Annotated in this window: 12 protein-coding genes; 4 read left to right on the top strand and 8 right to left on the bottom strand. The window is 74.0% G+C overall.

Annotation, left to right across the window (positions count from 1 at the left end; all coding sequences use genetic code 11):
* The first annotated feature begins 129 nt into the window (after window positions 1-129).
* A complete protein-coding gene (locus ACIOGZ_RS16510) occupies window positions 130-1494 on the top strand; it encodes a hypothetical protein (protein WP_363587759.1) in 1365 nt (454 codons plus the stop codon).
* Window positions 1495-1497: 3 nt separating this feature from the next.
* Here ACIOGZ_RS16510 and ACIOGZ_RS16505 read toward each other — a convergent pair whose 3' ends face one another.
* From ACIOGZ_RS16505 to ACIOGZ_RS16480, 6 genes are all read right to left on the bottom strand, one after another.
* Window positions 1498-2028 (bottom strand): hypothetical protein, encoded by a 531-nt coding sequence (locus ACIOGZ_RS16505; RefSeq protein ID WP_363587757.1) that lies wholly within the window; start codon window positions 2026-2028, stop codon window positions 1498-1500.
* 71 nt (window positions 2029-2099) lie between these two features.
* On the bottom strand, window positions 2100-3944 hold the full coding sequence (gene ilvD, locus ACIOGZ_RS16500) for a dihydroxy-acid dehydratase (protein ID WP_363587755.1): 1845 nt from the start codon (window positions 3942-3944) through the stop codon (window positions 2100-2102).
* A 211-nt stretch (window positions 3945-4155) separates the two neighbouring features.
* A complete protein-coding gene (locus tag ACIOGZ_RS16495; RefSeq protein ID WP_400809982.1) occupies window positions 4156-4923 on the bottom strand; it encodes a class I SAM-dependent methyltransferase in 768 nt (255 codons plus the stop codon).
* A gap of 46 nt (window positions 4924-4969) precedes the next feature.
* Window positions 4970-5797 (bottom strand): sugar phosphate isomerase/epimerase, encoded by an 828-nt coding sequence (locus ACIOGZ_RS16490; RefSeq protein WP_363587799.1) that lies wholly within the window; start codon window positions 5795-5797, stop codon window positions 4970-4972.
* A 608-nt stretch (window positions 5798-6405) separates the two neighbouring features.
* Window positions 6406-7368 (bottom strand): Ppx/GppA phosphatase family protein, encoded by a 963-nt coding sequence (locus ACIOGZ_RS16485; protein ID WP_363587751.1) that lies wholly within the window; start codon window positions 7366-7368, stop codon window positions 6406-6408.
* A 96-nt stretch (window positions 7369-7464) separates the two neighbouring features.
* Window positions 7465-8316: a glycerophosphodiester phosphodiesterase gene (locus ACIOGZ_RS16480; RefSeq protein ID WP_363587749.1), complete on the bottom strand. Its 852-nt coding sequence runs from the start codon at window positions 8314-8316 to the stop codon at window positions 7465-7467.
* Window positions 8317-8583: 267 nt separating this feature from the next.
* Between ACIOGZ_RS16480 and ACIOGZ_RS16475 the strand changes: the two genes are divergently transcribed.
* Entirely contained in the window at window positions 8584-9420 is an 837-nt protein-coding gene (locus tag ACIOGZ_RS16475) for a hypothetical protein (protein ID WP_363632237.1), read from the top strand.
* A 50-nt stretch (window positions 9421-9470) separates the two neighbouring features.
* On the opposite strand, the gene ACIOGZ_RS16470 is transcribed toward ACIOGZ_RS16475, so the two are convergent.
* Both ACIOGZ_RS16470 and ACIOGZ_RS16465 read right to left on the bottom strand, forming a co-directional pair.
* Entirely contained in the window at window positions 9471-10640 is a 1170-nt protein-coding gene (locus ACIOGZ_RS16470) for an NADH-quinone oxidoreductase subunit D (RefSeq protein WP_363587747.1), read from the bottom strand.
* On the bottom strand, window positions 10637-11653 hold the full coding sequence (locus tag ACIOGZ_RS16465) for an SAM-dependent methyltransferase (RefSeq protein WP_363587745.1): 1017 nt from the start codon (window positions 11651-11653) through the stop codon (window positions 10637-10639). Before ACIOGZ_RS16465 ends, ACIOGZ_RS16470 begins: the two co-directional genes overlap by 4 nt.
* A 128-nt stretch (window positions 11654-11781) precedes the next feature.
* Between ACIOGZ_RS16465 and ACIOGZ_RS16460 the strand changes: the two genes are divergently transcribed.
* Window positions 11782-13008, top strand: coding sequence for a sensor histidine kinase (locus tag ACIOGZ_RS16460; RefSeq protein WP_363587743.1), 1227 nt, complete (start codon window positions 11782-11784; stop codon window positions 13006-13008).
* A gap of 37 nt (window positions 13009-13045) precedes the next feature.
* On the top strand, window positions 13046-13735 hold the full coding sequence (locus ACIOGZ_RS16455) for a response regulator transcription factor (protein WP_350878413.1): 690 nt from the start codon (window positions 13046-13048) through the stop codon (window positions 13733-13735).
* Window positions 13736-13833 lie beyond the last annotated feature (98 nt).

The following is a 13833-nucleotide window of genomic DNA, read 5'->3' as shown; positions in this document are numbered from 1 at the left end:
CCCCGCAGAGCGCGCCGGAAACGGCCGGAACGGAACAGACCGGGACGGATCACCGCGCCCGCGCACGAGTTCACCACAAGGTGTGCCCCCGATCGACGAATCGTCACACCCCGTCGGCATACTGGCGCGATGCCGACAGCCGAAGATCCACAACCGCGCCCCGCCGAGGGCCGCGAGCCGGGCGGGTCCGACCCGTCCGGAGCGGGCGGGAAGGACCCGTTCGCAGACCTCGTCCTGGACGAGGAGTTCGTCAAGGGGGCCGCCGTCACCGAGCAGTCCGGGCGCACCCGGATGCTGGCCGCCCGGTGGAAGCACACCCCGCCGGTCGACCCGGGCGGCCGCCGCTCGGTCGACGACGGCCCGGCCAAGGCCGGCCGCCGGTTCGGCCGCACGCCGAAGCCCCCGGTGACCGACCCGTGGGGCAACCCGCGCCCGCGCCGCCGCCGGCTGGACTGGCGCGCGCCGCTGTACGTCGTGCTGACCATCGCGGTGCTGCTCGCGGCCCTGAACCTCGACGGGCTGCGCAGCTGGTACTCCGACCACTACGGCGGCGACTCCTCGACGGCCCACGCCCCCGCGCCCACCGTCGCCCCGGAGACGGCCAAGCCGACCGCCGCACCGCCGAAGGTCGACGAGCAGCAGCCGACCGTGGACCACCCGTGGGCCGGTTCCATCGCCGAGGGCTGGCCGAACGGCGCCGAGGCCTTCGTCCTGCCCGACGCCCGGGCCACCGGCGTGTTCTCCGCCGAACAGGTGGGCGCCCAGCTGCAGTTGGTCAAGGACTACCTGACCGCCGCCAACCTGGACCCGCAGGTGATCGCGGGCGGCCGGCCGGAAGCCGCCCTGGCGCTGCTGGACCGGGAGGACCGGGACCGCGCGATCAACGCGCTGGCGAAACCCTCCAAGGACACCGACCCGACCACCTGGTTCAGCCGCTTCGACCAGCGCGAGGCCGTCCAGGTGGGCGACGCGGTCAAGGTGCAGGGCCGGATCACCTTCGAGGGCGACGGGGACAAGGGCCTCCTCGTCCACGCCGACTTCAGCTACGTGTACGCGATGCGCCCCGGCCCGGACGCCACCAAGCGCGCCGCGTCACCCCAGCCGCCGACGGGCGGACAACCGCCGACGAAGCCGGCCGCGCCGAAGGACGGCACGGCCAAGCCGGTGGGTCTGCTGGTGCCAGCGGCCGACGTGACCGGGGACACCTGGACCACGCGCACGATCGTGCGCCGGGTCGAGAACTTCCGCTTCTACGACCCGGCCCGCTACCGGACCAACCCGAAGAAGCTCGTGTTCGGCGAGGGCGGCGGTTCGGAGTCCGCCAACTCGTCCTGCGACGTCTACGACGGCTACTACCACCCGCAGTTCGACCAGTTCGCGGCGCAGTCGCCGGACGCCCCGGGCAGCCGTCCGACCGGCCCCACCACGGACCCGTACGACCGCCGCAAGGACCTGTCGACCGCCGACGAGTGCGGCGCGGCCAGCCGCCTCTGAGGCTCAGCCCCGGCGCTTGCCCCGGCCCGGCGCCTTGGCGCCGGGCCGGCCGCTGCGGCCCGCCTGGCGCTTCTCGTACTGGGCGACGGCCCGCTCGTACGAGGAGCGCCTGACCGCCTCACCGGGGGCCTCGACCAGGCTGCGGGCGAAGTAGGCGGCCAGGCTGCCGGCGCCGCCGATAAGCCAGACCGCGCCGAGCGACTTGTCCTCGGCCATCCAGCCGCTCAACTGGTCCTTGCCCTCGGTGAGGACCTTCCAGGTGCGCATGACGCACATCATCGAGCAGACCGCGATCGCGGCCGTCAGCAGCCCGTTCAGGAAGCCGCCGCCGTCGGAGAGGGCGACGCCCTCGACGCCGAAGCGCAGCAGCAGGACGGCGGCGGCGGTCGTGACCAGCGCGCCGGCCGACACGGCGACGCGGCGCAGCCAGTAGCCGTTGTCCCGGTTCACCCAGCTGGTGCCGAACCAGCGGATCGGCTCCGGCTCGGGGGCGCCGGCGGGCTTGGGTGCGGGGGTGGGGGGCTGCTCGCTCACGGGGTCGATTATCACCCAACGCGCGAGGAGCCGCCCCGGCCTGCGGGACGGCTCCTGCGGTGCTGCGGGACTCAGCCGAGCTTGGTGACGTCGCGGACGGCGCCCTTGTCGGCGGAGGTGGCCATCGCGGCGTACGCGCGCAGGGCCTGGCTGACCTGGCGGTCGCGGTTCTTCGGGCGGTAGCCGCCCGCGGCCTCCAGGGCGCGGCGGCGCTCGGCCAGGACCTCGTCGGGCACCTCCAGGGAGATGCTCCGGCCCGGGATGTCGATGGCGATGGTGTCGCCGTCCTCGACCAGGGCGATGGTGCCGCCGGAGGCGGCCTCCGGGGAGGCGTGGCCGATGGACAGGCCGGAGGTGCCGCCGGAGAAGCGGCCGTCGGTGACCAGCGCGCAGGCCTTGCCGAGGCCGCGGCCCTTGAGGAAGGACGTCGGGTAGAGCATCTCCTGCATGCCCGGGCCGCCCTTGGGGCCCTCGTAGCGGATGACGACGACGTCGCCCTCCTTGACCCGCTTGGCGAGGATCGCCTCGACGGCGTCGTCCTGGGACTCGACGACCACGGCCGGGCCGCTGAAGGTCCAGATCGACTCGTCGACGCCGGCGGTCTTCACGATGCAGCCGTCCTCGGCGAGGTTGCCGTGCAGGACGGCGAGGCCGCCCTCGATCGAGTAGGCGTGCTCGACGCTGCGGATGCAGCCCCCGGCGGCGTCGGTGTCCAGCGACTCCCAGCGCTCCGACTGGGAGAAGGCCTCGGCGGAGCGGACGCAGCCGGGGGCGGCGTGCCACAGTTCGACGGCCTCGGCGGAGGGCGAACCGCCGCGCACGTCCCAGGTCTTGAGCCACTCGGCGAGCGAGTCGGAGTGGACGGTGTGGACGTCCTCGTTGAGCATTCCGCCGCGGTACAGCTCGCCGAGGATGGCGGGGATGCCGCCGGCCCGGTGCACGTCCTCCATGTAGTACGAGCCGTTGGGCGCGACCTTGGACAGGCAGGGGACCCGGCGGGAGACGGCGTCGATGGCCCGCAGGTCGAAGTCCAGCTCGGCCTCCTGGGCGGCGGCGAGCAGGTGCAGGATGGTGTTGGTCGAGCCGCCCATGGCGATGTCCAGGGCCATGGCGTTCTCGAAGGCGGCGCGGGTGGCGATCGCGCGGGGCAGCACCGAGGCGTCGTCCTGGCCGTAGTGGCGGTCGGCGATCTCGACGACCGTCCGCCCGGCCCGCTCGTACAGGGCCTTGCGGGCGGTGTGGGTGGCGAGGACGGAGCCGTTGCCGGGCAGCGAGAGGCCGATGGCCTCGGTGAGGCAGTTCATCGAGTTGGCGGTGAACATGCCGGAGCACGAGCCGCAGGTGGGGCAGGCGTTCTCCTCGATGATCGCGATGTCCTCGTCGGAGACGTTCTCGTTGGCCGCCTGGGAGATCGCGTCGATCAGGTCGAGCCTGCGCACGGTGCCGTCGACGAGGGTGGCCTTGCCGGCCTCCATCGGGCCGCCGGAGACGAAGACGGTCGGGATGTTCAGGCGCAGCGCGGCCATCAGCATGCCCGGGGTGATCTTGTCGCAGTTGGAGATGCAGATCAGCGCGTCGGCGCAGTGCGCGTTGACCATGTACTCGACCGAGTCGGCGATCAGGTCGCGCGAGGGCAGCGAGTAGAGCATGCCGCCGTGGCCCATCGCGATGCCGTCGTCCACGGCGATGGTGTTGAACTCGCGCGGAATGCCGCCCGCCTGCTTGATCGCCTCGGAGACGATCCGGCCGACCGGCTGGAGGTGGGTGTGGCCCGGGACGAACTCGGTGAAGGAGTTGGCGACCGCGATGATCGGCTTGCCGAAGTCCTCGCGGGCTACGCCGGCGGCCCGGAGAAGCGCCCGGGCGCCTGCCATGTTGCGACCGTGGGTGACCGTACGGGACCTCAGCTCGGGCACTGTGCTCCACTCCTTCGGGGCTCTCGCCGGCGCCCCGCCGGTAGGAGGATGCGGGGGCCGCTGTGGCTACCGAGCCTACGCCCGCCGTCCAGGCGGCGGACGGTCCGTCCGCGATGCGGTCACGCGGGCGGGCCGTCCGGGCGCGGGTCGGGCCGAGGTGCGGGTCAGGCGGGGTGCGGGTCAGGCGGGGCGCGGGCCGTCCGGGCGCGGGTCAGGCCGGGGTGATCCCCACCGCCAGTTCCAGGACGTAGGGCTCGACCACCCGGCCGTCCGGGAACTCGGCGATCATCGCCTGCCGCTCGACGGCCAGCACCGGTTCGCGCTCGGCGGGGGAGAGCGCTGCCATGAACGAGCGGGAGACCAGGTCGTCGAGCACGTGGTCGACGGTGATCCGCCGCTCCCAGCGCAGCACCGCGCGTTCGACCCTCAGCCCGGCCGGGGCCAGCAGGGCGGTGAACTCGGCGATCCGGCCGTAGCCGTGGTAGCTGGGCAGCGCGGCGCTCAGCCGCTCCACCCGGGCCCGGACCCAGGGCACGGTCTCGTCGTGCACGTTCCACCAGACGGCGAGGGCGCCGCCGGGCCGCAGCACCCGGATCGCCTCGGGGATGGCCCGTTCGGTGCGGGTCCAGTGGAAGGACTGGGCGTAGCTGATCAGATCCGCGGAGTCGTCGTGGAACGGCAGTTCGTCACCGCCGGCCCTGACCAGCGGCAGGCCCGCCGAGGAGGCCAGGAACTGGGCGGCCATGCCCGCGTTGGGCTCCACCGCGACGACGTCGGCGCCGCGCGCGGCCAGCAGCCGGGTGGCGATGCCGGTGCCGGCGCCGACGTCCAGCACCCGGGCCCCCTTGAGGCTGCGACCGGACAACCGCTCCAGCGCCTCGAACAGCCCGTCCGGGTAGCCGGGGCGGGCCCGGTCGTACTCGGCGGCGACTCCGCCGAAGCTCTCGGCGATCTCCCGGAAGTCCTGTTGGTCCGTCATCTCTCCCCTTAAGCAAGGAAGTTCGCACCCAGCCGGGCGCGGTTCCTCAGCGTACGCGCGAGGGGGTGGCCAGGTGCAAGCGGGTGAAGGCGAGCGCCTCGGCCAGGTCGGCCTCGCGTTCGGCGGGGGACGCGGAGCGGCGGGTGTTGACCTCCAGCACCACGTGGCCGTCGAAACCGGTACGGGCCAGGTGCTCCAGCAGTTCGGCGCAGGGCTGCTTGCCACGGCCCGGGATCAGGTGCTCGTCCTTGCCGGAGCCGCTGCCGTCGGCGAGGTGGATGTGGGCGAGCCGGTCGCCCATCCGCTCGACCATGGCGAACGCGTCGATCCGGGAGGTGGCGACGTGCGAGAGGTCGATGGTGAAGTGCCGGTACTCCTCGTCGGTGACGTCCCAGCCCGGGGCGTAGGCCAGCACCTCGCGGTCGCGGTAGCGCCACGGGTACATGTTCTCCACCGCGAAGCGGACGTCGGTCTCGCCCGCCATCCGGTTGATGCCCGTCACGAAGTCCCGGGCGTACTGGCGCTGCCAGCGGAACGGCGGGTGGACCACGACGGCGCTCGCACCGAGCTTCTCGGCCGCCGCCCGGGCCCGGACCAGCTTGGTCCACGGGTCGGTGGTCCACACCCGCTGGGTGATCAGCAGACACGGCGCGTGCACGGCCAGGATCGGCAGTTGGTGGGCGTCGGAGAGACGGCGCAGGGCCTCGATGTCCTGGCTGACCGGGTCGTTCCAGACCATCACCTCGACCCCGTCGTAGCCGAGCTTGGCGGCCAGCTCGAAGGCGACGGCGGTGCCCGCCGGGTACACCGACGCGGTGGACAGGACCACCTTGGTGTCGGGAATGTGCAGGGCCGGGTGCGAGGGCAGCACCAGCCGGTCGGTGGTCCGCAGCAGCGGCGGGCGGGCGGCGTCGCGGCGGGCGGCCTTGACCGAGCGCACCGACTGGACGGCGGCCTTGGCGGCGCCGGCGGCCCGGGCGGTGCGGGTCTCCCGGGGGGCAGCGGTCGCGGCGGCCTTCCGCGTTCCGGACTTCCTCGCTTCGGGCTTCGTCCCCGCGGGCTTCGTCCCGGCGGGCTTGCTCACTTCGGACTTCGTCCCGACAGACTTCGTCCCGGCGGGCGTCTTCGCCTCGGACGCGCCTCCCGCGGGCTGCTTCGCCTCGGGCGCGGACGGCTTCTCGGTGGCCTTGCGCGCGGCGCTCTTGCGCCCGGTGCGCCGGGCCGCCTCGACGGCCTTCGCGGCCTGCGCCCCGGTGGCGCCCTTGACGGCCTTGCCGAGTTTGCGGCGCGGGCCGTCCGGCCGCGGCTGCCCGTCCCCGGGAGCGCGGCCCTCCCGCGTCCCGTCCTCGCCCGCTGGTTGCGCCACGGGAGACAGCGTAAGCGGACCGCGCTCCGAACGGGACCGGATCCCCGGCCGGCCCCGGCGGGAGCCGCCGGACGGGCCATGGGGCCGACGGTGTGGAGCCCTGCGGCGCGGGGGCCCTACGGGGTGAGGGCCGGGCGGCGGCGGTCGGCGGAGCCGTCCATGGCGTCCAGGCGGCGCAGGATGATGCCCTCGCGCAGCGCCCACGGGCAGACGTCCAGCTCGTCGAGGCCGAACAGGTCCATCGCGGCGTCCGCGACCAGCGCCCCGGCCAGCAACTGCTTGGCGCGGCCCTCGGAGACGCCGGGGATCCGCGCCCGCTCCTCGACGGTCATCGAGGACAGTCGCGGCAGCCAGGCGGACAGCCCGCTGCGGGTGAGCCGACGGTCGGCGTACGGGCCGGCGTCGGCGGGGGCGGCGCCGGTCATCCGGGCCAGCTGCTTGAAGGTCTTGGAGGTGGCGACGGCGTGCTGCGGCGCGCCGAGCCGGGCGACCTCGCCCGCGACGGTGGCCATCTCGGCCCGGATGTGGCGTCTCAGCCCGCGCAGCCCGTCCGGGTCGGCGACGTCGCCGGGCAGCCAGCGGGCGGTGAGCCGGCCGGCGCCCAGCGGCAGCGAGCAGGCGACGTCGGGCTGCTCGTCCAGGCCGCAGGCGATCTCCAGCGAGCCGCCGCCGATGTCCAGGTTGAGCAGTCGGCCCGAGGACCAGCCGAACCAGCGCCGGACGGCCAGGAACGTGAGCCGGGCCTCGTCCTGCCCGGACAGCACCCGCAGCTCCACCCCGGTCTCCGTGGCGACCCGGCGCAGCACCTCCTCGCCGTTGGCGGCCTCCCGGACGGCGGAGGTGGCGAACGGCAGGATGTCGACGACCCCCTTGTCCTCCGCGACCCGCAGCGACGAGGCGATGTGGCCGACCAGCCGCTCGACGCCTGCCTCGCTTATCGCGCCGTCGCCGTCGAGCAGTTCGGCCAGCCGCAGTTCGGCCTTGTGCGAGTACGCGGGCAGCGGGGCGGCACCCGGATGGGCGTCCACCACGAGGAAGTGGACGGTGTTGGAACCTACGTCGAGTACACCGAGTCGCATAACTCTCCACGCTACGCGATCCGGCCCCGGGCGAAACCGGTCTCGACCGTCTTCACACCGGTCCCGGCCGTACCCCGCCTCCGGCGACCGGACGCGTCAGTGGCCGCGCGGTCCGGCCCGGCGCTCGGGGCGGCAGTTGGTGTCCACCCAGCGGCGGGCCCGGCCCGGGGTGTCGGTGATCAGGCCGTCGGCGTCCCGGGCCGACATCAGCTGCCAGGACTCCTCGTCGTCGAGCGTCCAGACGTACACCTCGCGGCCCGCCTTGCGCTCGGCGGCGATCCGGGAGGCGCTGGCCAGCGCCGCGTCCAGAGCGATGCCGCGCAGCGGCAGGTCACCCGGGTCCTCGGCGATGGCGGAGCCCTGGATCAGCACGACCGGCAGGGCGGGCGCGGCGGCGTGGGCCTGGCGCAGGTGCTCCGCCGAGAACGAGTAGAGGACGACCCGGGCACCGCTGGCGGCGGCGATCCGGGCGATCCGGGTGACGTCCTCGGCGCGCTGCCACTTGATCTCCATCAGCAGGGTGGCGTTGCTGTCGGAGAGGCGCTTGAGCAGTTCCTGGAGGGTGGGGACGGGCTCGGTGGGGCCGGGGCCGACGGTCACCCGCAGGGCGGCGATCTGGGCGGCGGTCAGGTCGGCGATGGCGCCCTTGCCGTTGGTGGTGCGGTCCACCGTGGGGTCGTGCATCAGCACCGGGACGCCGTCCCTGGTGGTCTGGACGTCGGTCTCCAGCCAGTCGGCGCCCTGGTCGAGGGCGGTCTCGAAGGAGGCCATGGTGTTCTCGGGGGCGTTGCGCGGGGCGCCCCGGTGGCCGATCACCACCGGGGCGTCGCACAGCGGAGCGGCGGCGGCCGACCGGGCCCGCAGCGCGGGCGCGGAGGCGCACCCGGCGGCCAGGACCGCGAGGGCGGCGAGGACGGCCGTCTGGGCGGCGCGGGGCGAGGCGGTCACGGCTCGGTGCTCCAGTGGTGATCCGGGGTGTTCCAGGGCATCCAATACGGGTCAACGCGAGATCATCAAACTGATCTGACAACCCGACAGTGCCGCCCGGTTCCCTCCAGCCTGCGGTCGGCCGGCCGCCACCGGCGCCGCGGCGCACCCCGGATCACCCGGACGGGTCCGGGCAGGCCGCCCCGAAGGCTCTACCCTTGCCGGGTGGCACCAGCAGAAACGTCCAAGAAGAAGTCCAAGGCCTCCCCCGCCCCCGTCGACCTGGCGATGCCGACCCTGCGCGGCGAGGCCCCGCTCGGCGGGATCCCCCGTGACGAGGTCCCGCTCGACTTCCCGCGCGCCTGGGTCGAGTTCGCCGACCCCGACGACGAGGAGCAGGTGTTCCGCTGCGACCTCACCTGGCTGACCTCCCGCTGGGGTTGCGTCTTCGGCCAGGGCTGCCACGGCATCCGCGAGGGCCGCGGCGAGTCGGACGGCTGCTGCACGCTGGGCGCGCACTACTCGGACGAGGACGACGAGAAGCGCGTCCTCGGCCACGCGAAGCGGCTGACGCCCGAGCTGTGGGAGAACTTCGCGCACGGCACCGACGCCGCGGGCCGGATCACGTCCGACGGCGGCGTCACCATGCTCGACGAGGACGGCGACCGCCAGACCCGCCGGGTGAACGGGGCCTGCATCTTCGTGAACAGCCCCGGCTTCGCGGGCGGCGCCGGCTGCGCGCTGCACGCGCTGGCGCTCAAGGAGGGCCGGGAGCCGCTGGAGACGAAGCCGGACGTCTGCTGGCAGCTGCCGGTCCGCCGCACCTACGACTGGATCGACCGGCCGGACGACACCCGCTACCTCCAGGTCTCGATCGGCGAGTACGACCGCCGCGGCTGGGGCCCGGGCGGCCACGACCTGCACTGGTGGTGCACGGGCAGCCCGGCGGCGCACCAGGGGCCGGACCCGGTGTACGTCAGCTACCGCCCCGAGCTGACCGAGCTGATGGGCAGGGCGGCGTACGACGTGCTGGCCGGCCTGTGCGCGGAGCGGATCGCCACCAAGGGCGACCGCAAGGTGGCCCCGCACCCGGCCGACCCGGCCAAGCGGCCGAAGAAGGGCTGAGCCCGGGAAGCACCGGGCCCGCGCGGGCCCGGCCCGCGAAGGGCCGGGCCCTACTTGTCGATGTCCCCGACGACGAAGAACATCGACCCGAGGATCGCCACCATGTCCGCGACCAGCGTCCCGGGCAGCAGCTCGGTCAGCGCCTGGACGTTGTTGAAGGACGCCGAGCGCAGCTTGAGCCGCCACGGCGTCTTGTCGCCGCGCGAGACCAGGTAGTAGCCGTTGATGCCGAGCGGGTTCTCGGTCCAGGAGTAGGTGCTGCCCTCGGGGGCCTTGAGCACCTTGGGCAGCCGCTGGTTGACCGGGCCGGGCGGCAGGGTGGCGATCTTGTCGAGGCAGGCGTCGGCGAGGTCCAGCGAGTTGAGGGTCTGCTCCAGCAGGCACTCGAACCGGGCCAGGCAGTCGCCCTCCTCGCGGGTGACCACGGTGAGCACCTGCCGCAGTTCGTCGGAGCCGTACGCGAGGTAGGGCTCGTCGCGGCGCAGGTCGAAATCGAGGCCGCTGGCGCGGGCGATCGGCCCGCTGACGCCGTACGCCTCGGCCTGGGCCCGGGTGAGGGCGCCGACGCCGGCGGTGCGGGCACGGAAGATCTCGTTGCCGAGGACGAGGTCCTCGAAGACCGGCAGCTGGGAGCGGACGGTGGCGACGGCGGTGCGGACGCGGCCGAGCCAGCCGGCCGGGATGTCCTCCTTGAGGCCGCCGACCCGGTTGAACATGTAGTGCATGCGCCCGCCGGAGGCCTCCTCCAGGACGTGCTGGAGGTCCTCGCGGGCGGTGAAGGCGTGGAAGATCGGGGTGATGCCGCCGAGTTCCAGCGGGTAGGAGCCGAGGAACATCAGGTGATTGAGCACCCGGTTGAGTTCGGCGAGCAGGGTGCGGATCCACACCGCCCGCTCGGGCACCTCCATGCCGAGCATCCGCTCGACGCCGAGGACGACGCCGAGCTCGTTGCCGAAGGCGGAGAGCCAGTCGTGCCGGTTGGCCAGCATGATGATCTGCCGGTAGTCGCGGGCCTCGAACAGCTTCTCCGCGCCCCGGTGCATGTAGCCGATCACCGGCTCGGCGGTGATGATCCGCTCGCCGTCGAGCACCAGCCGCAGTCGCAGCACGCCGTGCGTGGCGGGGTGCTGCGGGCCGATGTTGAGCACCATGTCGGTGGTGCCCGCCTCGCCGGTGAAGTTCTCGGCTCCCGCCCCGATGCCGACCGTGGTCTCCCTCATGAGGTCAGAGTCTGCCACCCCGGCAGGGCGGCCAGGGCCTCCGGTACCGGCATGCGGACGGCCTGGGCGAGCCAGCCGAAGGCGCCGAGCCCGGCCGGGTCGGTCAGTTCGGCGCCCTCGCCGGCCCCGCCGAGCGCCCGCAGGTAGCCGGCCGGGTCGGTGGAGGCGAGCGCGAGCGGCGGCCGGGCGCCGCTCACGCCGAGGGCGCGCAGGGCGTCCCGCTGGGTTGTCCACAGGCTGTGGAGGCCGGGCGCCGCCGCGGAGTCCAGGGCGACGTGCGCGGTGACGTCGCAGGAGCCGTCCGGCACCGGCGACACCTCGCGGCCGCCCCGGAAGCCGGTGAGGGTGCCGAACAGCGGGCGCCGGTCGGCGGTGTGCCCGTAGTCGACGGCGACGGCCAGGCCGCGCTCCAGCCCGGCGACGGCCCGCGCCCAGGCGGCGTCCCGGGGGCCGCCGAACTCCACGAAGTCCCCGGGGTGCCCGACCGGCCACCAGCGCTCGGCCCAGGCCGCGTCGGCCGCCGAGGCGGGCCCGCCGAGCCGTTCCCCGCCGGTCGCGGTGTCCACCTCCCAGTAGCGCAGCACCCCGTCCTCGTCGACCTCGCCGACGTCCAGCGGCACGTTGTCCAGCCATTCGTTGGCGAACAGCAGCCCGGTGAGGCCGCGCGGCACCTCGTCCGTCCACAGGGCTGTGGACGGCAGGCCCGCCGGGCGCCGCGCGATCTCCACGCCGTACGGGCGCAGCCGCGCCAGCACCTCGCCGGGCAGTTCGGCCAGCACCCCGGTGAGCAGTTCGCCGCGTCCGGCCCCGACGTCGACGAGGGCCAGCTCCTCCGGACGGCCCAGGGCGGCGTCAACCTCCAGTAGCAGCCGGGCCACCGCGCGGGCGAACCTCGGCGAGGCGTGCACCGAGGTGCGGAAGTGCCCGGCGGGGCCCTCCGGCCTGCGGTAGAAGCCGCCGTCCGGGTCGTACAGGGCCTGCTCCATGGCGGGCGCCCACCGCATCCAAGTCATAGCGCGGGACGCTACCCGGAGCCGGGCGCGCCCTCCCCACCGGTACGGTGCGTCTCCGACCTACGGAGTAGGACGGATCGCCCTACCGGCGGACCTGAACACGCCAGGTGACTGCCTAGGCTGGAGACGTGCATCGACTCAACGCCTGGCTCCGCCGTCACCCCGTGGTGGTCGACGCCGCCTGGGCTGCGATGGTGCTCTTCGCCAGCCTGCTGCCGAACGACAGTTCCAGCGACGGCTGGCGCTTCGACGCACAGATCCTGATCGCGGTGCTGCTGCCCGCGCTCATGGTCTTCCGCCGACGCTTCCCCGACGTCACCGTGGCCGCCGCCACCGGCCTGGGCCTCGGCCAGGTGGCCGCCGACGTCCTCCCGGCCGCCTCCTCCATCGCCTACCTGGTGTTCGCGTACACCGGCGCCGCCTTCGGCCAGAAGTGGACGTCCCGGCTGGCGCTGGTCGCCGGGCTGGCCGCCGGGCCCCTGGTGTTCTGGCAGCTCCACCCGCTGAAGACGGTCTCCAACGGCGCCGGGGACTTCCACACCCGCCCGTACTCCTTCGGCGAGGCGGCGCTGATCACGCTGCTGATGAGCACCCCGTTCATCCTGTGCTGGGCGTGGGGGCGGCTGACCAGGGTGCGCCGGGCCTACCTGACCGAGCTGGAGGACCGCGCCGCCCGGCTGGAGCGCGAGCGGGACGCCCAGTCCAAGGTGGCGGTGGCCGCCGAGCGCGCCCGGATCGCCCGCGAGCTGCACGACGTGGTCGCGCACAACGTCTCGGTGATGATCGTCCAGGCCGACGGCGCCGCGTACGTGCTCGACAACTCGCCGCAGCAGGCGAAGGAGGCGCTCGGCACGATCGCGTCCACCGGCCGGCAGGCGCTGGTCGAGATGCGCCGCCTGCTGGGCGTGCTGCGCACCGCCGACACCGCCGAGGAGTACGTGCCGCAGCCGGGCGTCGAGGAACTGCCGGAGCTGCTGGAGCAGGTCCGCACGGCCGGGCTTCAGGTGGACTACGCGACCTCCGGGCATCCGCGCGAGCTGCCGCGCGGCGTCGAGCTGACGGTCTACCGGATCGTCCAGGAGGCGCTGACCAACGTCCGCAAGCACGGCGGCCCCGACGTGCACGCCCGGGTCGCGGTCGACTTCGGCGAGCGCGAGCTGGCCGTCCTCGTCGAGGACGACGGCCGCGGCAGCACCGACGAGCAACTGGCCACCGGCGGCACGGACGGCCTCGGCCACGGCCTGATCGGCATGCGCGAGCGGGTCGGCATGGTCAGCGGCAGCCTCGACGTGGGCCCCCGCCCCGGCGGCGGCTTCCGGATCCGCGCCATCCTGCCGCTCAAGGCGGCCCACTAACCCCCCGGTCCCCCCGACGCCCCCCGAAGGAGCCACCTTGACCATCCGCGTGATGCTGGTCGACGACCAGGAACTGCTGCGCACCGGTTTCCGGATGATCCTGCAGTCGCAGGGCGACATCGAGATCGTCGCCGAGGCCGGCGACGGCGCCCGGGCCCTGGAGCAGCTGCGGCACACCGAGGTGGACGTGATCCTGATGGACGTGCGGATGCCGCGCCTGGACGGGGTGCAGACCACCCGCCGGATCTGCCTGGCCGAGGACGGCAGCCCCGTGCCCAACGCCCCGCACGTGCTCATCCTGACCACCTTCGACCTGGACGAGTACGCCTTCGCCGCGCTCAAGGCCGGCGCCAGCGGCTTCCTGCTCAAGGACGTCCCGCCGACCGAGCTGGTGGCCGCGATCCGCGCGGTGCACGGCGGGGACGCGGTGGTCGCGCCGACCACCACCCGCCGCATGATCGACCGCTTCGCCGAGGTGCTGCCGACTCCGCAGAGCGCGCCCGGCGCGGACGCCCTCGGGCCGCTGACCGAGCGGGAGCGGGAGGTGTTCCTGCTGGTCGCCCAGGGGCTGTCGAACGGCGAGATCGCGGCCCGGCTGGTGCTCTCCGAGGCCACCGTGAAGACCCACGTCGGCCGGATCCTCGCCAAGCTCGGCCTGCGCGACCGGGTCCAGGCCGTGGTGCTCGCCTACGAGGCCGGGCTGATCCGGGCCGGGGCGACGGACTGAGCGCCCCCGGGCATCCCCGGGCATCCCGTGGAGCACCCCGTGGAGGACCGGCTGAGCGCCCGTAGAATGGGCCGGTACGTCCGGTACCCGAAGAGGAC

It is taken from the genome of Kitasatospora sp. NPDC088160 (assembly GCF_044741445.1).
Classification (GTDB): Bacteria; Actinomycetota; Actinomycetes; order Streptomycetales; family Streptomycetaceae; genus Kitasatospora.
The sequence above is the reverse complement of the archived record's forward strand: the minus strand, read 5'-3'. Positions and strand labels throughout refer to the sequence as shown.